Origin of the sequence: Serratia sp. CY82433 (genome assembly GCF_052166535.1) — a bacterium.
Lineage (GTDB): Bacteria > Pseudomonadota > Gammaproteobacteria > Enterobacterales > Enterobacteriaceae > Serratia > Serratia sarumanii.
Genome location: NZ_JBJNOR010000009.1, coordinates 18,885 through 39,265 on the forward strand (window position 1 = coordinate 18,885; position 20,381 = coordinate 39,265).

The 20,381-nt window shown below is 60.2% G+C and carries 20 protein-coding genes; 12 read left to right on the forward strand and 8 right to left on the reverse strand.

Annotated elements, in window-relative coordinates:
* Positions 1–15: 15 nt before the first annotated feature.
* Positions 16–1,044, reverse strand: a complete 1,029-nt coding sequence (mtnA, locus tag ACJ8PI_RS24000) for an S-methyl-5-thioribose-1-phosphate isomerase (protein ID WP_047569194.1) — start codon at positions 1,042–1,044, stop codon at positions 16–18.
* Between the two features lie 146 nt (positions 1,045–1,190).
* Here mtnA and mtnK point away from each other — a divergent pair, with 146 nt between their 5' ends.
* A complete protein-coding gene (mtnK, locus tag ACJ8PI_RS24005; RefSeq protein ID WP_048321294.1) occupies positions 1,191–2,390 on the forward strand; it encodes an S-methyl-5-thioribose kinase in 1,200 nt (399 codons plus the stop codon).
* A 73-nt stretch (positions 2,391–2,463) separates the two neighbouring features.
* Here mtnK and ACJ8PI_RS24010 read toward each other — a convergent pair whose 3' ends face one another.
* Both ACJ8PI_RS24010 and fadE read right to left on the reverse strand, forming a co-directional pair.
* Entirely contained in the window at positions 2,464–2,616 is a 153-nt protein-coding gene (locus ACJ8PI_RS24010; protein WP_004930217.1) for a Hok/Gef family protein, read from the reverse strand.
* A 290-nt stretch (positions 2,617–2,906) separates the two neighbouring features.
* Complete coding sequence (gene fadE / locus ACJ8PI_RS24015; RefSeq protein ID WP_164134471.1) at positions 2,907–5,363, reverse strand: acyl-CoA dehydrogenase FadE; 2,457 nt, start codon at positions 5,361–5,363, stop codon at positions 2,907–2,909.
* A 246-nt stretch (positions 5,364–5,609) separates the two neighbouring features.
* On the opposite strand from fadE, the gene lpcA reads away from it, so the two are divergent.
* Both lpcA and ACJ8PI_RS24025 read left to right on the forward strand, forming a co-directional pair.
* Positions 5,610–6,191: a D-sedoheptulose 7-phosphate isomerase gene (lpcA, locus tag ACJ8PI_RS24020; RefSeq protein WP_004930220.1), complete on the forward strand. Its 582-nt coding sequence runs from the start codon at positions 5,610–5,612 to the stop codon at positions 6,189–6,191.
* A gap of 97 nt (positions 6,192–6,288) precedes the next feature.
* On the forward strand, positions 6,289–7,092 hold the full coding sequence (locus tag ACJ8PI_RS24025; RefSeq protein ID WP_004930222.1) for a class II glutamine amidotransferase: 804 nt from the start codon (positions 6,289–6,291) through the stop codon (positions 7,090–7,092).
* Here the strand turns inward: ACJ8PI_RS24025 and dpaA are convergent.
* On the reverse strand, positions 7,027–7,797 hold the full coding sequence (gene dpaA, locus ACJ8PI_RS24030; protein WP_142075078.1) for a peptidoglycan meso-diaminopimelic acid protein amidase: 771 nt from the start codon (positions 7,795–7,797) through the stop codon (positions 7,027–7,029). The two genes, ACJ8PI_RS24025 and dpaA, sit on opposite strands and share 66 nt — an antisense overlap.
* Positions 7,798–8,349: 552 nt before the next feature.
* Between dpaA and ACJ8PI_RS24035 the strand changes: the two genes are divergently transcribed.
* From ACJ8PI_RS24035 to nqrM, 8 genes are read left to right on the forward strand one after another with little or no spacing between them, the layout of a single operon-like run.
* A complete protein-coding gene (locus ACJ8PI_RS24035) occupies positions 8,350–9,699 on the forward strand; it encodes a Na(+)-translocating NADH-quinone reductase subunit A (RefSeq protein ID WP_033653339.1) in 1,350 nt (449 codons plus the stop codon).
* Between the two features lie 3 nt (positions 9,700–9,702).
* Complete coding sequence (locus tag ACJ8PI_RS24040; protein ID WP_060429506.1) at positions 9,703–10,944, forward strand: NADH:ubiquinone reductase (Na(+)-transporting) subunit B; 1,242 nt, start codon at positions 9,703–9,705, stop codon at positions 10,942–10,944.
* A complete protein-coding gene (locus ACJ8PI_RS24045; protein ID WP_015376731.1) occupies positions 10,934–11,728 on the forward strand; it encodes a Na(+)-translocating NADH-quinone reductase subunit C in 795 nt (264 codons plus the stop codon). The genes ACJ8PI_RS24040 and ACJ8PI_RS24045 overlap by 11 nt, the downstream gene beginning before the upstream one ends.
* A complete protein-coding gene (locus tag ACJ8PI_RS24050) occupies positions 11,721–12,350 on the forward strand; it encodes an NADH:ubiquinone reductase (Na(+)-transporting) subunit D (protein WP_033653338.1) in 630 nt (209 codons plus the stop codon). The genes ACJ8PI_RS24045 and ACJ8PI_RS24050 overlap by 8 nt, the downstream gene beginning before the upstream one ends.
* Positions 12,351–12,356: 6 nt before the next feature.
* Positions 12,357–12,953 (forward strand): NADH:ubiquinone reductase (Na(+)-transporting) subunit E, encoded by a 597-nt coding sequence (gene nqrE / locus ACJ8PI_RS24055; RefSeq protein WP_004930235.1) that lies wholly within the window; start codon positions 12,357–12,359, stop codon positions 12,951–12,953.
* A 15-nt stretch (positions 12,954–12,968) separates the two neighbouring features.
* On the forward strand, positions 12,969–14,192 hold the full coding sequence (gene nqrF, locus ACJ8PI_RS24060) for an NADH:ubiquinone reductase (Na(+)-transporting) subunit F (protein WP_164134470.1): 1,224 nt from the start codon (positions 12,969–12,971) through the stop codon (positions 14,190–14,192).
* Positions 14,193–15,224 (forward strand): FAD:protein FMN transferase, encoded by a 1,032-nt coding sequence (locus ACJ8PI_RS24065; RefSeq protein ID WP_047569185.1) that lies wholly within the window; start codon positions 14,193–14,195, stop codon positions 15,222–15,224.
* A 7-nt stretch (positions 15,225–15,231) separates the two neighbouring features.
* Positions 15,232–15,459 (forward strand): (Na+)-NQR maturation NqrM, encoded by a 228-nt coding sequence (gene nqrM, locus ACJ8PI_RS24070; protein WP_004930244.1) that lies wholly within the window; start codon positions 15,232–15,234, stop codon positions 15,457–15,459.
* A 32-nt stretch (positions 15,460–15,491) separates the two neighbouring features.
* Here nqrM and ACJ8PI_RS24075 read toward each other — a convergent pair whose 3' ends face one another.
* The 3 genes from ACJ8PI_RS24075 to ACJ8PI_RS24085 form a co-directional block, all read right to left on the reverse strand.
* Positions 15,492–15,713: a hypothetical protein gene (locus tag ACJ8PI_RS24075; RefSeq protein WP_049196489.1), complete on the reverse strand. Its 222-nt coding sequence runs from the start codon at positions 15,711–15,713 to the stop codon at positions 15,492–15,494.
* Entirely contained in the window at positions 15,710–16,228 is a 519-nt protein-coding gene (locus ACJ8PI_RS24080) for a type VI secretion system amidase effector protein Tae4 (protein WP_072265219.1), read from the reverse strand. The genes ACJ8PI_RS24075 and ACJ8PI_RS24080 overlap by 4 nt, the downstream gene beginning before the upstream one ends.
* A 388-nt stretch (positions 16,229–16,616) precedes the next feature.
* Positions 16,617–17,513 (reverse strand): glycerophosphodiester phosphodiesterase family protein, encoded by an 897-nt coding sequence (locus ACJ8PI_RS24085; protein ID WP_033653335.1) that lies wholly within the window; start codon positions 17,511–17,513, stop codon positions 16,617–16,619.
* Positions 17,514–17,696: 183 nt separating this feature from the next.
* Here ACJ8PI_RS24085 and dinB point away from each other — a divergent pair, with 183 nt between their 5' ends.
* Positions 17,697–18,758: a DNA polymerase IV gene (dinB, locus tag ACJ8PI_RS24090; protein WP_033653334.1), complete on the forward strand. Its 1,062-nt coding sequence runs from the start codon at positions 17,697–17,699 to the stop codon at positions 18,756–18,758.
* Positions 18,759–18,800: 42 nt separating this feature from the next.
* Here the strand turns inward: dinB and pepD are convergent, their stop codons facing one another.
* Entirely contained in the window at positions 18,801–20,261 is a 1,461-nt protein-coding gene (pepD, locus tag ACJ8PI_RS24095; RefSeq protein ID WP_033649935.1) for a beta-Ala-His dipeptidase, read from the reverse strand.
* Positions 20,262–20,381 lie beyond the last annotated feature (120 nt).

The window sequence follows — 20,381 nt, forward strand, 5'->3', positions numbered from 1 at the left end:
GCCGATGGACGGGCGTTAACCCAACGCCCGCTGGAAAATCCCCGCTTCAACCTGCTGCGGCGTAATCACGCCGCTGTCGAATATCCATCCGCTGATGAGCTTCGCCGGCGTGACGTCGAACGCCGGATTGTAGACCGGCGCATCGTTCGGCGCCCACTGGCAGGCGCCGAAGCTACCTGAAACGCCGGTGACTTCGGCCGCCGCGCGCTGCTCGATCGGGATGGCTGCGCCGTCCGGGCAGTGCGGATCGTGGGTGGTGTGCGGGGCGGCCACGTAGAACGGGATGCCGTGATAGTGCGCCAGCACCGCCAGGCTGTAGGTGCCAATCTTGTTGGCGACGTCGCCGTTGGCGGCGATGCGATCCGCGCCGACCCATACCGCATCGACCTGGCCCTGCGCCATCAGGCTGGCGGCCATCGAATCGCAGATCAGGCGATAGGGAATGCCCAGCTCGCCCAATTCCCAGGCGGTCAGACGGCCGCCCTGCAGCAGCGGCCGGGTTTCATCGACCCATACCTGTTGCACTTTGCCCTGCCGGTGGGCGTGCAGCAGCACGCCGATGGCGGTGCCGACGCCGGCGGTGGCCAATCCGCCGGTATTGCAGTGGGTCAGCAGGCGGCTGCCGGGCTTGACCAGCCCAGCGCCGTGATCGGCGATGCGATCGCACAGCCGGCGATCCTCTTCCACCAGCCGCAGCGCTTCGTTCACCATCGCCGGCGCCCAGTCAGGCTCGGCCAGCGCCAGTTTCATGCGATCCAGGTTGTTCATCAGGTTGACCGCCGTCGGGCGAGCGGCGCGCAGCGTGTGCAGCGCCCGCTCCAGCTCGGCGCGCGGCAGACCGCGTTCCGCCAGCAGCGCCAGCAGCAGGCTGGCGGACAGCCCGATCAGCGGCGCGCCGCGCACCCGCAGGCTGTGAATGTGTCCGACCAGTTCCTCCACGCTGTCGCAGGCGCGCCACCGCTTTTCCTGCGGCAGGGCTTGCTGATCGAGGATCCAAAGGCGGTTGTCCTGCAGGGTCAAACTGGTGGTGTTAAGCGCTTGCATCGGCGGTTAATTCCTTGTTGCGTGGTTATTGCATCTGAAACGCTATTCTGCCAACATGACTTCCAGATGTATAGACGTCCAAATGCTTTTACGTCTAAATAAATAGAATCGCTGGGGTCAGTGAGAGAGAACAGAGGGGTTGGGGAATGTCGCTTTATCGTACGTTTACGGCTGCCGATGCCGTTGAATATGCCCGCCAATACGGGCAGGTGGCCGATCCGCAGGCGCTGGTGAGCGCCGACGAGATCGGTGACGGCAACCTGAACCTGGTGTTCAAGATCCGCGATCGCGAAGGCGTGAGCCGGGTGATCGTCAAACAGGCGCTGCCCTACGTGCGCTGCGTGGGCGAATCCTGGCCGCTGACGCTGGATCGGGCGCGCATCGAAGCGGAAACGCTGCGGGTTCACGGCGGTTTCTGCCCGCGGCATACGGTAAAAGTCTTGCATCACGATCCCGAATTGGCGGTGATGGTGCAGGAAGATCTCTCCGATCATCGCATCTGGCGCAGTGAGCTGGTACAGGGCAACTATCACCCGCTGGCGGCCGGGCAGTTGGCGGAATACCTGGCGCAGACGCTGTTCCACACCTCCGATTTTTATCAGTCGGCGCAGCAGAAGAAGGCGGAGGTCAGACGTTTCACTAACCCCGAACTGTGCCAGATCACCGAAGACCTGTTCTTTACCGATCCCTATATCGACCATGAGCGCAATCAGTTCGAGGTGGCGCTGTTGCCGCAGGTGCAGGCGCTGCGCGAGGATGCGCCGCTGAAGTTGGCGGTCGCCGGCCTGAAACATCGCTTCCTCAGCAAGGCGGAGGCGCTGTTGCACGGCGATATTCACAGCGGTTCGATCTTCGTGGCGGAAGGCCGGTTGAAAGCGATCGACGCCGAATTCGGCTTCTACGGCCCGATCGGTTTCGATATCGGTACTGCGTTAGGCAACCTGCTGCTCAACTATTGCGGGCTGCCGGGGCTATTCGGGCCGCGCGACGCCGCCGCCGGGCGCGAGCAGCGCCTGCAGGATGTGCGCGAGCTGTGGCTGATCTTCGCCGATCGCTTTTTGGCGTTGTGCCATCAGCAAAGCCGGGATGCGGCGCTGGCGACGCCGGGTTACGCCGAGCTGTTCCTGCAACAGGTCTGGACCGATGCGGTCGGGTACTGCGGCACCGAACTGATTCGGCGCACCATCGGCCTGGCGCACGTCGCCGATCTGGACAGCATCGCCGACGCCGATATGCGCCTCGACTGTCAGCGCCATGCGCTGGGATTGGGGCGCACGCTGATCGTCAATGCGCCGCAGATCGAGCATATTGACGCGCTGTTGGCGCGCATTCGTCAGCAGGGCTGAAAAGGCGGGTGCTCGTGGATCTTGCCTGACACCATCAGCCAACGGGCGGGGCGAACCCCGCCGTTGGGTTGCCTTACCGTTCGGATTCGTAAGCCAAAGTGGCCGCAACCTCCGAGTCTCCCAGCCTGATGCGCAGTTCGCACAGCGAACCGCGGGTTAGCCAGATGAACGCGATCAGCGTCATACAGACGATCACCAGCTTAAGTACGACCCGTTTTTGCTGCATTTTTGACCTCCCTATCCTTGCCTTGCGGCGGGTAAGAGGCTAACCTGATGTTGTTGGGCATCAGAGTGGCCTCGGGTTGATAATATCGACTCGGGGCCTTTCTCTTTCTCTCCTTTGCCAAGGCTCCGGACAGAAAGATCCAGAGCACCCGCTGCGCAGTCTACTCGAACTTCCTTCCCGTGAAATCCGCCGCTGCGCCAACCTGCGGCGCGGTGCGCAGTTTGTCATGAAAGCAAAAGAAAAAGGGGCGATGATGATCGCCCCTTGGATGCGTGAAGTTCGAATTGGCGCTAAGCCGCTTCGGTCTGCTGTTGGCGCTTAGACTGCGCCGCCGGCTTTTCCGGCTTGGCGGCCGCCAGCGCATCCGGCGCAAAGTCGTCCACGTTGATGGAGCGCAGGCGGCTCTCTTCGGCTTTCACCAGAATTCTCGCTTCATCGGCGCTGATCTTGCCTTCTTCCAGCGCGCGCTCCGCCAAACGATCCAGGCGGGTGAACGGCAGATTTTTGCCGGCCGCCTTGCACAGACGCTCGTGAATCGGCTCGGCGGCCATCACGTCGGCCAGCGCCGCTTCCAGCAGGCCGATTGGGTTATGCTCGCTCGGCGTCAGGTACTGACCGCGCCCCAGACGGCTGCGGGTGGCGGAAGGCACCTGCAGGATCTTGGCCAACTGGTGATCCAGACGGTCGGACGGTGCGGTATGCACGCGGCCAAACGGGAAGACCACGAAGCGCAGCGCGCCGGCGATAAAGCGGTTCGGGAAGTTGCGCAGCAGGTCATCCAGCGCCTGTTCGGCTTTATGCAGGCTGTCTTGCACGCCCCAATGCACCAGCGGCAGATCTTCTTTCTGACGGCCTTCGTCGTCAAAGCGTTTCAGCACGGCGGAAGCCAAATACATCTGGCTGAGGATGTCCCCCAGGCGAGCGGAGATGCGCTCGCGGCGCTTCAGGCTGCCGCCCAGCACGCCCATGGAAACGTCCGACAGCAACGCCAGGTTGGCGCTCAGGCGGTTCAACTGCTGATAGTAACGACGGGTCGCGTCCTTGGTCGGCGTGGCGCTGGTGCGGCCGTTGGTCAGGCCCAGCCAGAAGCTGCGTACCTTGTTGCTGCCGACGTGGCCCAGATGGCCGAACAGCGATTTATCGAAGGCGTTCAGATCGTTGTTCTGCGCCGCCGCCATTTCATCCAGCACATAAGGATGGCAGCGGATCGCGCCCTGGCCGAAGATCATCATGGTGCGGGTCAGGATGTTCGCGCCTTCCACCGTAATGGCGATCGGTGCGCCCTGATAGGCGCGAGCCAGGAAGTTGGATTCGCCCAGCATGATGCCTTTACCGCCGGCGATATCCATGGCGTCAACGATCGACTGCTGGCCGCGGTGCGTACAGTGGTATTTGACGATGGCCGACAGCACGGCCGGCTTCTCGCCCTGCACCAGCGCATAGGTGATCAGCGAAGCGGCGGCGTCCATCACATAGGTGTTGCCGGCGATGCGCGCCAATGGCTCTTCGATACCTTCCATCTTGCCGATGGAGATCTTGAACTGACGGCGAATGTGCGCGTAAGCGCCGGTCGCCAGGGCGATGGATTTCAGGCTGCCGGTAGAGTTGGACGGCAGGGTGATGCCGCGACCTACCGACAGACACTCAACCAGCATCCGCCAGCCCTGGCCGGCCATTTTCGGGCCGCCGATAATGTAATCGATCGGGACGAACACGTCGGTGCCGCGGGTCGGGCCGTTCTGGAACGGCACGTTCAGCGGGAAGTGGCGGTTGCCGATTTCCACGCCCGGCGTGCTGGTCGGGATTAGCGCGCAGGTGATGCCCGGGGATTCGTTGTCGCTCAGCAGGCGGTTCGGGTCATGCAGTTTGAACGCCAGGCCCAGTACGGTGGCGACCGGCGCCAGCGTGATGTAGCGCTTGTTCCAGGTCAGGCGCATGCCCAGCACCTGCTTGCCTTGCCATTCGCCCATGCACACGGTGCCCACGTCCGGAATGGCGCCGGCATCGGAACCCGCTTCCGGGCTGGTCAGCGCGAAGCAAGGGATCTCGTCGCCGCGCGCCAGGCCCGGCAGATAGTGGTTTTTCTGTTCTTCGGTACCGTAGTGCTGCAGCAGTTCGCCCGGGCCGAGGGAGTTCGGCACGCCGACGGTGATCGCCAGGATGCCGGAAACGCCGGCCAGTTTTTGCAGCACCATCGCCTGAGCATAAGGAGAGAATTCCAGACCGCCGTACTCTTTCTTGATGATCATCGCGAAGAAACGGTGTTCTTTCAGGTATGCCCAGAGTTCAGGCGGCAGATCGGCCAGTTCGTGGGTGATCTGGAAGTCGTTGGCCATGCGGCAGGCTTCTTCCACCGGGCCGTCGATAAACGCCTGCTCTTCTTCCGTCAGGCGCGGTTTCGGGTAGCTGTGCAGCTTGTTCCAGTCCGGCGCGCCGCGGAACAGATCGCCTTCCCACCAGGTGGTACCGGCGTCGATCGCTTCCTTCTCGGTGGTGGACATCGGCGGCATCACCTTGCGGAAGGCGCGCAGCGCCGGCGCGGAGAGCAGGGAACGGCGCACAGAGGAAAGGTTCAGCGGCAGCAGCACGATAGCCAGCGGCAGCAACAGCCAGAAGCTCCACAGGCCGATAGCGCCCATGGCGGCGGTGTACGCCACCAGGATCAGGCTGCTGAGGGTAAGGTTCACTCGGTGGTAGAACACCACGCCGAGGAGAGCCAGGAAAACGACGATACTAAGAACCATCATAAGAAGCTCCGAAGTAGTAAGAGGTCTGACCTGTTGTGTGTATGTAATAGGTTTTAGTACAAGGCAGAATTTTTATCAATGCGTTTACAGTTTAATTACAACTCAGGTCACAAACTGACAGCACCAATCATCAAAAACCTCTCCGCTTCCTTAACCGGCGCGCTGTTTGGCTGAGAATGCTTCTCGCTGTTTCCGCGATCCGGTACACTGCGGAGCGGAAGATTTGACGATAACAAGAGGTTCCTCATGTACCACGACCTTATTCGCAGTGAACTGAACGAAGCGGCTGATACCCTGGCGAAATTTATCAATGACGACGCCAACATCGACGCCATCCAACGCGCCGCGGTGCTGCTGGCGGATTCATTCAAAGCCGGCGGTAAAGTGATTTCCTGCGGCAACGGCGGTTCCCATTGCGACGCGATGCACTTCGCCGAAGAGCTGACCGGCCGCTACCGTGAAAACCGCCCGGGCTACCCGGCGATTGCCATCTCGGACGTGAGCCACCTGTCCTGCGTCAGCAACGACTTCGGCTATGAGTACGTGTTCTCTCGCTATGTGGAAGCGGTAGGCCGCGAAGGCGACGTGCTGCTGGGCATTTCCACCTCCGGCAATTCCGGCAACATCATCAAGGCCATCGACGCGGCGCGCGCCAAGGGGATGAAAGTGATCACCCTGACCGGCAAGGACGGCGGCAAGATGGCGGGTTCCGCCGATGTGGAAATTCGCGTGCCGCACTTCGGCTACGCCGACCGCATTCAGGAAATCCACATTAAAGCGATTCACATCTTGATTCAGCTGATCGAAAAAGAGATGGTTAAGGCTTGATAGCCTGCGGGGAGCTGCGGCTCCCCATGAATAAGACGGCGGGCGCCGCGTGCTGCGCCCGCACAGCCTGTGTCAGTGTGGTTAAGGAGTGCTGGCGATGTGTGAACTGCTCGGGATGAGCGCAAACGTACCGACCGATATCTGCTTCAGCTTTACCGGCCTGGTACAGCGCGGCGGCCGCACCGGGCCGCATAAGGATGGCTGGGGCATTACCTTCTATGAAGGGAACGGCTGCCGCACATTCAAGGATCCGCAGCCGAGCTTCAACTCGCCGATCGCCCGCCTGGTGCAGGACTATCCGATCAAGTCCTGCGCGGTGGTGTCCCATATTCGCCAGGCCAATCGCGGCGAGGTGGCGCTGGAAAACACCCACCCGTTCACCCGCGAACTGTGGGGCCGCAACTGGACCTACGCGCACAACGGCCAATTGAAAGGCTATCGTCAGCTGGATACCGGCACGTTTCGCCCGGTCGGCCAGACCGACAGCGAATACGCGTTCTGCTGGCTGCTGCATCAGCTGGCGCTGAAATACCCGCGCACCCCGAGCCAATGGCCGGCGGTTTTCCGCTATATCGGCCTGTTGGCGAGCCAGCTGCGCAAGAAGGGGGTGTTCAACATGCTGTTGTCGGACGGGCGCTTCGTGATGGCCTATTGTTCCACCAACCTGTATTGGATCACGCGCCGCGCGCCGTTCGGCAAGGCGACGCTGCTCGATCAGGACGTGGAAATCGATTTTCAGCAGCAGACCACACCGAACGATGTGGTCACGGTGATCGCCACCCAACCGCTGACCGCCAACGAAACCTGGCACAAGATTGAGCCAGGCGAGTTCGCGTTATTTCACTTCGGTGAGCGGCTTGTTCTGAGCGAAGGGGTTGGTGTTGGGCGTCGGGCTGGCTGACGCGTACTGCGTCATCATGCCGCCGCTGCTCATCAATGGTTGACCCAAGACGTACTGGCCATTGACCACGCCCATTGTCGGCGGCTGGTGGTTCTTCGCGAAGTAATCGTAGCCCGGCTTCAGCTGGCGCCAGAAGGCGATATAGCTGGATGACGCATGGCGCTTGAGGTTTTGCTCGGTCATGCGGAACGGGTAGATGCTGATGTCGACGCGGCTTTGGCCATAGGCGAAGGCGGCTTCGACATAGCGATAGATCTCATCCATATAGGTGTTGGTCATCGCGTAACAGCCGATCGATTTACATTCACCGTGGATCATCAGATAAGCACCGGAATAGCCCTGCGATTTATCGTAATCATTAGGGAAACCGATATTGATCGCCCGATAATACTTGCTGTCGGGTTTCAGATGGCGCGCGTCAACGCTATAAAAGCCTTCCGGACTTTTAAAGTCGCCTTCACGACGTTTAGGACCCAGCCCACCGGAGAAATTACAGATCGGGAACGTGTTGACCAGGCGGAATTCATTGCCCATTTTGGCATACAATTCCAGCTTGCGTTCCTCTTTGAAGATCTGAATATAGACCGGCGAACCCAATAATTGCTGTTTAACTACCGGCGCTTCGGGTACCTGCTCGCTGGCGCTGCAGGCCGTGATCATCGGCATAGAAACAAGCATCGCAAACAACAGCGCGATTTTGCTCATTATTATTCCTGCTTATATTTATTTGCCGGCGCAATGACGTTGGTCGGCATGCCACTGATATTGTTTTTACTGCTGCAAAACACCGCCAGATTACCAGCGCGTTTATTTTTAGCAATACGTGATATGTATAAAAAAACGACAAAGCTCGATAAAAGTGAAATGACCGGCAGATTTTAACGATAAGTAGTGAAAAACAGGCGAAATTTAATTGCGTTTGCTTGACCCAAGTCACGACGGAACACAGAACAATGTTGCGAACAATGTTAATATTCCCCCTTCAATTTAACGCGCTGTGGCGATTGAAGCGGCAGGAGTTATGGCATATAACCCGGCTATTTTGATGGTTATTTGGCTACAGGCCGTTAACATATCGACCGTCGCGCTAACAACGGAAAGGGGGAATCAAGGGAATGCGCGTTACCCCAGTTTTTCACTGCGAGAAAGTTCATGTTGGGCGTGCCGCCATGCGCACTGCCCGGCAATCCTGGCATCGTCAGCACCCGCCTCTGGGGCCGGGCAGACGTGTAAACCAAACTACATCGTATAAATCCTATGATTAAGATCAGAAAAGGGTTAGATCTGCCGATAGCCGGAGCCCCGGTTCAGGCGATCCAAGACGGCCCGAACATTCAGCATGTTGCCCTGCTTGGGGAAGAGTATGTCGGAATGCGTCCCTCCATGCTGGTGCAGGAAGGCGATACCGTTAAGAAAGGCCAGGCGTTGTTCGAAGATAAGAAAAACCCCGGGGTTTTCTTCACGGCTCCCGCCAGCGGCCGCATCGCCGCGATTAACCGCGGCGAGCGGCGCGTATTGCAATCGGTGGTGATTGCGCTGGAAAACGGCGGCGATGACCAGCTCGAGTTTGCGCATTACCCGCTGGGTGAACTGGCCCAGTTGCCGCGCGAACAGGTCGAGAGCGAACTGATCGCCAGCGGCCTGTGGACCGCGCTGCGCACCCGTCCGTTCAGCAAAACGCCGAGCCCCGGCAGCGAACCGCGCGCCATTTTCGTCACCGCGATGGATACCCGGCCGTTGGCCGCCGATCCGCAGGTGATCATCGCCGAGCAGCAGGCGGCGTTCAACGCCGGGCTGGTGGTGTTGGCGCGCCTGACGGCAGGCAAGGTGCACGTATGCCACGCCGCCGGCGCCTCCGTTGGCCAGCAGAGCGGCCCGCAGATCGCCTACAGCGAATTCACCGGCCCGCATCCCGCCGGGCTGGTGGGCACCCACATTCACTTCCTCGAACCGGTCAGCCTGAAGAAAACCGTTTGGCACATCGGCTATCAGGACGTCATCGCCATCGGCACGCTGTTCACCACCGGTCAGCTCGATACCCGCCGGGTCGTGGCGCTGGCCGGGCCGCAGGTGGCGCAGCCGGCGCTGCTGCGCACCCGCCTGGGGGCCAGCCTCGATGAGCTGACCGCCGGCCGCCTGAAAAACGGCGAGAATCGGGTGATCTCAGGTTCGGTGCTGAACGGCATGCACGCCACCGGGCCGAACGCCTGGCTCGGCCGCTTCCACTCGCAGGTGTCGGTGCTGGAAGAAGGGCGCGACAAAGAGCTGTTCGGTTGGATCGTGCCTTCGCCGAACAAGTTCTCCATTACCCGCACCACGCTGGGCCACTTCCTGAAGAACAAACTGTTCGCCTTCTCGACCACCACTAATGGCGGCGAACGCGCCATGGTGCCGATCGGCAACTACGAGCGGGTGATGCCGCTGGATATTTTGCCGACGCTGCTGCTGCGCGATCTGCTGGCGGGCGACAGCGACAGCGCGCAGGCGCTGGGCTGTCTGGAGCTGGACGAGGAAGATCTGGCGCTGTGCACCTTCGTTTGCCCCGGCAAGTATGAGTACGCGCCGGTGCTGCGCGAGGTGCTGACCAAGATTGAGCAGGAAGGATAACCGATGGGCCTGAAGAATTATTTTGAGAAGATAGAGCATCACTTCACGCCGGGCGGCAAACTGGAAAAGTGGTACCCGCTGTATGAAGCGACTACCACGGTGTTTTACACCCCCGGCACGGTGACGCGCGGCGCTTCGCACGTGCGCGACGCCATCGATTTGAAACGCATGATGATCCTGGTGTGGCTGGCGGTGTTCCCGGCGATGTTCTGGGGCATGTACAACGTCGGCCAACAGGCGATCCCGGCGCTGCACCATCTGTACAGCGGCGACGAGCTGCAACAGGTGCTGGCGGGCGACTGGCATTATCGCCTGGCGCAGTGGCTCGGCGCCTCTCTGGCCGCTGACGCCGGCTGGGTCAGCAAGATGGTGCTGGGCGCCTGTTACTTCCTGCCGATCTACGCCGTGGTGTTTGTCGTCGGCGGCTTCTGGGAAGTGCTGTTCGCCATTATCCGCAAGCATGAGGTCAACGAAGGCTTCTTCGTCACCTCTATCCTGTTCGCGCTGATCGTGCCGCCGACCCTGCCGCTGTGGCAGGCCGCGCTGGGTATCACCTTCGGCGTGGTGGTGGCCAAAGAGATCTTCGGCGGCACCGGGCGCAACTTCCTCAACCCGGCGTTGGCCGGCCGCGCCTTCCTGTTCTTCGCCTACCCGGCGCAGATCTCCGGCGATCTGGTGTGGACCTCTGCGGACGGTTTCTCCGGCGCGACGCCGCTGGCGCAGTGGAGCGCAGGCGGGGCGCACAGCCTGAGCAACGTGGCTACCGGCCAGTCCATCAGCTGGATGGACGCCTTCCTCGGCAACATCCCTGGCTCCGTCGGTGAAGTCTCCACGCTGATGATCCTGATCGGCGGAGCGATTATCCTGTTCGGCCGCGTGGCTTCCTGGCGCATCGTCGCCGGCGTGATGCTCGGCATGGTGGCTTCCGCCCTGTTGTTCAACGCCATCGGTTCCGAAACCAACCCGATGTTCGCCATGCCGTGGTACTGGCATCTGGTGCTGGGCGGTTTCGCCTTTGGCATGATCTTTATGGCGACCGACCCGGTTTCCGCCTCCTTCACCAACAAGGGGAAATGGTGGTACGGCATTCTGATCGGCGTGATGTGCGTGCTGATCCGGGTGGTCAACCCCGCCTATCCGGAAGGCATGATGCTGGCGATCCTGTTCGCCAACCTGTTCGCACCGCTGTTCGATTATCTGGTGGTGCAGGCCAACATCAAGCGGAGAAAAGCCCGTGGCGAATGAAGCGAAAAACGACGGCATCGGTAAAACGCTGCTGGTAGTGCTGCTGCTGTGTCTGGTGTGTTCAGTGGTGGTGGCGGGCTCCGCCGTCGGCCTGAAGTCCAAACAGCAGGAGCAAAAGCTGCTCGACAAGCAGCGCAATATTCTCGACGTAGCCGGCCTGTTGCAGCCGAAAATGGAGAGCGAGCAGGTCAAGCGCCTGTACAGCGAGCGCATCGAACCGCGCCTGGTGGATCTGAACAGCGGCGAGTTTGTCGCCGGCAAGGCGGCGGCGTTCGATCTGGGCGCCGCGCTGCGCGACGACGCCAAAAGCGTGGCGCTGGCGGCGGGCGACGATCCGGCCGGCATCAAGCGCCGCAGCAACCAGGCGGAAATCTACCTGGTGCGCGACGAAAGCGGCCAGGTGAACAAGATTGTGCTGCCGGTATACGGCACCGGTCTGTGGTCGATGATGTACGCCTTCGTGGCGTTGGATAACGACGGCAACACGGTCAAGGGCATCACCTACTACGACCAGGGGGAAACCCCGGGGCTGGGCGGCGAGGTCGAGAACCCGTCCTGGCGCCAGCAGTGGGTCGGCAAACAGCTGTTCGACGACAACGGCCAGCCGGCGATCCGCGTGGTGAAAGGCGGCGCGCGTCAGGGGGATGTGCATGGGGTGGACGGCCTGTCCGGCGCCACGCTGACCTCCAACGGCGTGCAGCATACGTTTGATTTCTGGTTGGGCGAGCACGGCTTCGGCCCGTTCCTGAAAAAAGTTCGTGAAGGAGCGCTGAAAAATGGCTGATTCCAAAGAGATAAAGCGGGTCCTGCTGGGGCCGCTGTTCGACAATAACCCGATCGCCCTGCAGGTGCTGGGCGTCTGTTCTGCGTTGGCGGTGACCACCAAGCTGGAGACGGCGGTAGTGATGACCATTGCGGTGACGCTGGTCACGGCGTTCTCCAGCTTCTTCATCTCGCTGATCCGTCACCATATTCCCAACAGCGTGCGCATCATCGTGCAGATGGCGATCATCGCCTCGCTGGTGATCGTGGTCGATCAGCTGCTGCGCGCCTACGCGTTCGAGATCTCCAAGCAGCTGTCGGTGTTCGTTGGACTCATTATCACCAACTGTATCGTGATGGGGCGCGCCGAGGCTTACGCCATGAAGTCGCCGCCGATCGAGAGCTTTATGGACGGCATCGGCAACGGGCTGGGCTACGGGGTGATCCTGGTGCTGGTCGGTTTCCTGCGCGAGCTGATTGGCTCCGGCAAGCTGTTCGGCGTCCCGGTGCTGGAAACGGTGCAGAACGGCGGCTGGTTCCAGCCGAACGGCCTGTTCCTGCTGGCGCCGAGCGCGTTCTTCATCATCGGCCTGCTGATCTGGGTGCTGCGCACCCTGAAGCCGGCGCAGATCGAAAAGGAGTAAAGGCCGATGGAACACTATATCAGCCTGTTTGTGCGCGCGGTGTTCGTCGAGAACATGGCGCTGGCGTTCTTCCTCGGGATGTGTACCTTCCTGGCGGTCTCGAAGAAGGTCTCGACCGCCTTTGGCCTGGGCATCGCGGTGACCATCGTGCTCGGCATTTCGGTGCCGGTGAACAACCTGGTCTACAACCTGATCCTGCGCGACGGCGCGCTGGTGGAAGGCGTCGATCTGAGCTTCCTCAACTTCATCACCTTCATCGGCGTGATCGCGGCGCTGGTGCAGATTTTGGAGATGATCCTCGATCGCTTCTTCCCGTCGCTGTATAACGCGCTCGGCATCTTCCTGCCGCTCATCACCGTGAACTGCGCCATCTTCGGCGGCGTGTCCTTCATGGTGCAGCGCGACTATAACTTCGCCGAATCGGTGGTGTACGGCTTCGGCTCCGGCACCGGCTGGATGCTGGCGATCGTCGCCATGGCGGGGATCCGCGAGAAACTCAAGTATGCCAACGTGCCGGCGGGGCTGCGCGGCCTGGGCATTACCTTTATCACCACCGGACTGATGGCGCTGGGCTTCATGTCCTTCTCCGGTGTTCAGTTGTAAAGGCGGGAAGAATTTATGGAAATTATTTTAGGCGTAGCAATGTTCACCACCATCGTGATGGTGCTGGTGTTGCTGATCCTGTTCGCCAAATCGAAGCTGGTGAACACCGGCGACATCGCGGTGGAGATCAACGGCGATCTGGATAAGAGCTTCCATGCGCCGGCGGGCGACAAGCTGCTCAACGTGCTCTCCAGCCAGGGGATCTTCGTCTCCTCGGCCTGCGGCGGCGGTGGTTCCTGCGGCCAGTGCCGGGTGGTGATCAAAGAGGGCGGCGGCGATATCCTGCCGACCGAGCTCTCGCACATCAACAAGCGCGAAGCGAAAGAGGGTTGCCGCCTGGCGTGCCAGGTGAACGTGAAGCAGAACCTGAAGATCGAGCTGCCGGAAGAGATCTTCGGCGTGAAGAAATGGGAGTGCGAGGTTATCTCCAACGATAACAAAGCCACCTTTATCAAAGAGCTGAAGCTGAAGATCCCGGATGGCGAAGACGTGCCGTTCCGCGCGGGCGGCTTCATCCAGATCGAAGCGCCGGCGCACGACATCAGCTACACCGACTTCGACGTGCCGCAGGAGTATCGCGGCGACTGGGACAAGTTCAATCTGTTCCGCTACCGCTCGACGGTGAACGACACCACGGTGCGTGCCTACTCGATGGCCAACTACCCGGAAGAGAAGGGCATCATCATGCTCAACGTGCGTATCGCCACGCCGCCGCCGAACAACCCGGACGTGCCGCCGGGCATCATGTCTTCCTATATCTGGTCGCTGAAGGCGGGTGACAAGGTGACCATCTCCGGGCCGTTCGGTGAATTCTTCGCCAAGGAGACCGACGCCGAAATGATCTTCATCGGCGGCGGCGCGGGCATGGCGCCGATGCGTTCGCACATCTTCGATCAGCTCAAACGCCTGAACTCGAAGCGCAAGATCACTTTCTGGTACGGCGCGCGTTCGCTGCGCGAGATGTTCTATGAAGACGACTTCAACCAGCTGCAGGCGGAGAACGACAACTTCACCTGGCACGTGGCGCTGTCGGATCCGCAGCCGGAAGATAACTGGACCGGCTACACCGGCTTTATCCATAATGTTCTGCTGGAGAACTATCTGAGGAATCACCCGGCGCCGGAGGACTGCGAGTTTTACATGTGCGGGCCGCCGATGATGAACGCCGCGGTGATCAAGATGCTCAAAGATCTGGGCGTCGAAGACGAGAACATCATGCTGGATGACTTTGGTGGCTAAATGCGCGCATTGGCGATGAAGAACTGGCTGACGGGCGTGGCGCTGAGCGCCACCCTGCTGCTGACCGGCTGCGGGCCGGAACAGGTGGATCTGACGGGTAAAACCATGGGCACCTCGTATTCGATCCGTTACGTGGCCGGCGACGATACGCCGTCGGCGCGCGAGATGCAGGCGGAGATCGACAAACGGCTGGAACAGGTGAACGACCAGATGTCCACCTACCGGCCGGACTCCGAGCTGAGCCGCTTCAACGCCAGCCGCGATATTGACCGGCCGTTCCCGGTTTCGCCGGCGACCGCCAAGGTGGTGCGTGAAGCGCTGCGCATCAACCGCGTGACCGATGGCGCGCTGGACGTGACCGTCGGGCCGCTGGTCAACCTGTGGGGCTTTGGCCCGGAAGGGCGGCCGGATAAAGTGCCGAGCGAGGCGGAGCTGGCGCATCGCCGCGCCTGGACCGGCGCCGAAAAACTGTCGGTGCAGGGCAGCGCCCTGGTGAAAAGCATCCCCGAGCTGTATGTCGACCTGTCGTCGATCGCCAAAGGGTACGGCGTGGACGTGGTGGCGGAGTATCTGCAATCGCAACACGTGAAAGACTACATGGTGGATATCGGCGGCGAAGTCCGCACCCGCGGGCGCAATGGCGAGCAAAAGCCGTGGCGCATCGCCATCGAGCGCCCGACCGCCGGTACGCAGCAGCAGGCGCAGCTGGTGATCCAGCCGGGGGAGATGTCGATCGCCACCTCGGGTGACTATCGCAACTACTTCGAGCAGGACGGGGTGCGCTATTCGCATACCATCGATCCGATCACCGGCCGGCCGATCAACCACCGTTTGGTGTCGATCACCGTGCTGAGCCCGGCCTGCATGACCGCTGACGGCCTGTCCACCGGCCTGAACGTGATGGGGCCGGAGCGCGGCATGGCGTTGGCCAATCTGCTCGGCATTCCGGTGTTTATGATCGTGAAAACCGCCGACGGGTTTGAGGAGCGCTATTCCGACGCGTTCAAACCCTACCTGAAAAAGCGTTCGTGAGGTTGCTATGTTGACGGTATTCGCCGCCACCTTCGTGTTGTTCCTGCTGATCGTCGGCGGGATGTCGTTGGGTTACGTGTTCAAACGCAAAAGCCTGCAGGGCAGCTGCGGCGGCATCACCGCATTGGGGATGGAGAAAGTCTGCGACTGCCCGGAGCCTTGCGATGCGCGCAAAAAGCGCGAAGCCAAAGCGGCGCAGCGGCGCGAGCAGCTGGACAAGCACCGCATTCTGTAGCTGTAGCGAAAACCCGGCCTTGGCCGGGTTTTTTATTTGGGGGAGGTATTTGATTTTGAATAGGCCAGGTTGCCGAGTATACCACCCACGAAACAGCACAACACTAGGCCAATCGCCAGCAACTCGAAGTTAGCCGACATCTGATCCTCGCCCTCAACGTGGCCAATAATCCAGTCTGAGAGAAAGGGAAAAGCCAGGAGCATAAGGCCGATACCTATTATCGCACCGGCAATAATTGCTGCTATCCGTTTCATATCACCTGCCAGAACCAGACTTCTTTTGATTTAAAGAAATCGCTAAAACGCCCATCCCAAGAAAGCCCCCATTGAATACGAAAATAGCTCGATAGTGTGGTTAAACGAGAACCGTTCCACAGATCTATATGATCTCCCGAGCGATTGCGAAAGTTTTCATTCCCTCGCTGCCAGTAATCTTTAAAAAAGATAATGCCGGTTTTGCCTTTCAGCACCCGTTCAAACTGGTTGGGTGTGACTTTTACCATGCGTCCTAGCCCCGGTATCGGTGTTCGTGCTAAGGCATTTGCCAGTTCTTCAGCACGCAAAATATGGCCCTCACTTTTCTTGTGTAGCCAACAAAAGTTCACGCCTGACAACTTACTGACATCATACCCACAATGAACCAAAGCTGCACCGATGCGTATAGCACACTGATCATCAAAGGCTTTATCACCATGGACAGTGCGGCATGGATACTCATCCCCATTGATTTGAGGATGCTTTTCCCAAAGTTTGTTAAAAGTTATCGACATATAATTCCTTTTAAATCATTCCATTATTCTCTAGCCCTCTGATGCCATAGCATATGTTGATACCCGTAGAGCTATTTAGATGACTGGAGGTGCTATTTAGAAAAGTCTAAGAAAGACAGATCGTTGGCGTGTTTCCAAAGATGGCCAGATCCTAGAGTATTGTCGTCACTAATGGTGATGTTTTGTTCGAAAAATAGACGTTGATCGCATTATGAGAAGAGGATATTTATGCACCGAATATTATGTGGCTATACGTTTTATTTTTAATATATTTAATTGATAATAAATAAAATATTAATATTGATTGATCGTGAAATCCCGGAGAAATTCCCTTCATTGGGGAGCGTGAGTATCCTTATTTCCTCAGATTTTCTCCGGTGTTCTATTGTTACTTCGCCTTGCGGAAGCTTTTTGCCTCGGCCGGTGAGTTGACCATCACGCCGTCGGCGCCCAGCGCCAGCGCCTGCTGATAATCCTGCGGCGAGTTGACGCCGAACAGGATGATGTGCGCCGGGCCCTGCGAGCGGAAACAGTCCATCGACTCTTTATCCCAGGTGAGAAATGCCTTCGAACGTCCTTCGCCGAGGGTATATTTCTCCACCACTTCCACCTCGCGCTTCAGCTCCAGCCCGTACCAGCGCGGCTGGCGGTTGTCCGGTTTGACATCGCACTGGTGCGCCATGGTGACGTTGGCCAGCAGCGTGCGGGTCTCGTCGCGGCTTTCGAAGCGTGGGATGGCCGGCGGCAGCGCCTGCAGGTATTTGGCGTCGGTAGAGTAGACGCGGATGCGGTTCAGGCTGTCGGTGCTTTCCAGCGTCGCCAGCAGTGCCTGGCCAAACTGCGCCGGATCGGCGTCCGGGGATTTGATGTCCAGATAGAAAGTCACGCGCGGGAAGGCCTTCAACACCTCATCCAGCCGCGGAATGCCGATGCCCTGGCCGCGGAACGGGTGCGCATCCCCCTTGGCGAAAGCCCAGCCGGCGTCGATCTCGGCCAGCTGCGCGGCGGTATAGGCAGAGACCGGGCCCTGTCGGTTGGTCAACGTTTTCAGATCCGAAGGGCGATACAGCACGATGACGCCGTCTTTGGATTCTTGCAGGGTGATCCAGATGGCGTCGGCGCCGTTTTTCAACGCGGTTTCGATGGCGATGCGGGTGTTTTCCGGCGCATCGGCGGTGCCGCCGCGGTGGGCGACGATCGCCGGCGCGTGACCGGCGGCGGCGCTGGCTGCCAGCGCGCTCAGCGACAGCGCGGAAGCCAGCAGCAAATGAGAAAATCTGATCATGTAGGGTACCTTTTCGTTGTCGTTGTGGTGAGCCGCACGGGATGGCGGAAATCATACTATTGAAAAATTAAGCTTTTTTAACAACGCGGAAATATCTGGCGGAAACGGCGCTTTCGTCGAACCCTGCGGTCTTGAGCTTTCGGTATCTGACTGTATACTTATACAGTGTTACTGGAGGGTGCGATGCGTAAAATCATTCATGTCGATATGGACTGTTTCTTCGCGGCGGTGGAAATGCGCGACGATCCCAGCCTGCGCGATATCCCGCTGGCGATTGGCGGCAGCGCCGATCGGCGCGGGGTGATCAGCACCGCCAACTACCCGGCGCGGCGCTACGGCGTGCACAGCGCCATGTCCACGGCGATGGCGCTCAAGCTGTGCCCGCACCTCACCCTGCTGCCGGGGCGCATAGCGGCCTACAAAGAGGCCTCGCTGCACATCCGTGAAATCTTCGCCCGCTATACCCCGCTGATCGAACCGCTGTCGCTCGACGAGGCCTACCTCGACGTGACCGACAGCCCGCAATGCAACGGTTCGGCGACGCTGATCGCCCAGGAGATCCGCCAGGCGATCGCCGACGAGCTGAACCTCACCGCGTCGGCCGGCGTCGCGCCTATCAAGTTTCTCGCCAAAATCGCCTCCGAGATGAACAAGCCGAACGGGCAGTACGTGATCACGCCGGCGCAGGTGCCGGCGTTTTTGCAGCAGCTGCCGCTCAGCAAGATCCCCGGCGTCGGCAAGGTGACCGCCAAGCGCCTGGAAGAGGTGGGGCTTATCACCTGCGCCGACGTGCAGCAATACGATTTGGCGCAGCTGCTCAAGCGCTTCGGCAAGTTCGGCCGGGTGCTGTGGGAGCGGTGTCAGGGCATCGATCGGCGCGAAATCTCTCCTGAGCGGCTGCGCAAATCGGTGGGGGTTGAGCGCACCCTGGCGGAAGACATTCACGACTGGGAAGATTGCGAAACGCTGATTATCGACAAACTCTATCCCGAGCTGGAGATGCGGCTGCGCAAGGTGAAGCCGGATCTGCACATCGCCCGGCAGGGCGTGAAGCTGAAGTTTCAGGATTTTCAGCAAACCACCCAGGAGCACGTGTTCCCGGTGCTGAACCGGCAGGATTTGCTGGAGGTGGCGCGGCAGGCGTGGCGCGAGCGGCGCGAAGGGCGCGGCGTGCGGCTGGTGGGGCTGCATGTGACGCTGCTCGATCCGCAGCTGGAGCGGCAGCTGGCGCTGCCTTGGGAATAAAAAAGCCGGCAAGTCGCCGGCTTTTTGCGTTAAGCGCGCGGCTTATGCGCGCTCAGGGATCGCTTTCAGCAGCGAGGTCAGCAGCTTCCAGTACAGACCGACGCTTTCGATATGCACCTGCTCATCCGGCGAGTGCGGACCGGTGATGGTTGGCCCGATCGATACCATGTCCATGTTTGGATACGGTTTTTTGAACAGACCGCATTCCAGGCCGGCGTGGATCACCATGATGTTCGGCGTCTTGTCGAACAGCTCCTGATACAGCTCGCGCACCAGGTGCATCACCGGCGAGTCGGCGTCCGGCTGCCAGCCCGGGTAGCCGCCCTTCGGCGCCACCTTGGCGCCGGCCAGCTGGCCCAGCGCGGTCAGCATCTCGACCACGTAGTCTTTGCCGCTGTCGATAAGGGAGCGGATCAGGCAGATGATTTCCGCTTCGTTTTCGCTGGTGGTGACCACGCCGACGTTCAGCGAGGTTTCCACCACGCCTTTTACCGCGTCGCTCATGCGGATCACGCCGTTCGGCGTACCGTTCAGCAGCGCCAGGAAGCGCTGCTGGCTGTCGGCGCTCAGCGCCTGCGAAGCGCTGGTGGTCGGCTCCAGCAGCACGGTGATGTTCTTCTCTTTGGCGGAGAGTTCGTTCTGCAGCACGGCCAGGAACTCCTGGCTCAGCGCTTTCAGCGCGTCGGCCTTGTCCGCCGGCACCGCAACCACCGCAGAGGCTTCACGCGGGATGGCGTTGCGCAGGGTGCCGCCGTTCAGATCCAGCACGCGCAGGTTCAGCGCCGCCGCATGGGCGAACAGGAAGCGCGCCAGCAGCTTGTTGGCGTTGCCCAGACCGACGTGGATCTCGGCGCCGGAGTGGCCGCCTTTCAGGCCCTTGAGGGTCAGCTTCAGGGTTTGATAACCGGCCGGCACCGCTTCGCGCTGCAGCGGCAGGGTAGTGATGAAGTCGATACCACCGGCGCAACCCATGTAGATTTCGCCTTCTTCTTCGGAATCGGTATTGATCAGGATGTCCGCCTGCAGCCAGTTCGGCTGCAGCCCGAAGGCGCCGTCCATGCCGGCCTCTTCGGTCATGGTCAGCAGCACTTCCAGCGGGCCGTGCTCAACGCTGTCGTCGGCCAGCACCGCCAGGGCGGAGGCCATGCCGATGCCGTTGTCGGCGCCCAGCGTGGTGCCGCGCGCTTTCACCCACTCGCCGGCGATATAAGGCTGGATCGGATCCTTGGCGAAATCGTGCACGGTGTCGTTATTCTTTTGCGGCACCATGTCCAGGTGCGCCTGCAGCGCGACCGGCTTGCGATTTTCCATGCCTTTGGTGGCCGGCTTGCGCAGCAGGATATTGCCGACCCGATCGCGCTCGGCGTGCAGGTTCTTTTCTTTGGCCCAGGTGAGGATGTGCTGCGCCAGCGCTTCTTCATGATAAGAAGGGTGCGGGATAGAACAGATCTTGGCGAAAATATCCCACAGCGGCTGTGGCGAAAGCTGAGACAATTCAGACACTATAAGTCTCCTGTGACGGCAGGCTCCGACAGGACGGGCGTGCCGCGCGGTTAAGGTGAGCGGGTATCTGTGCGTCGTGGCACGATCACCAGAGAATATCACTTTATTTCCGGCGGTGCG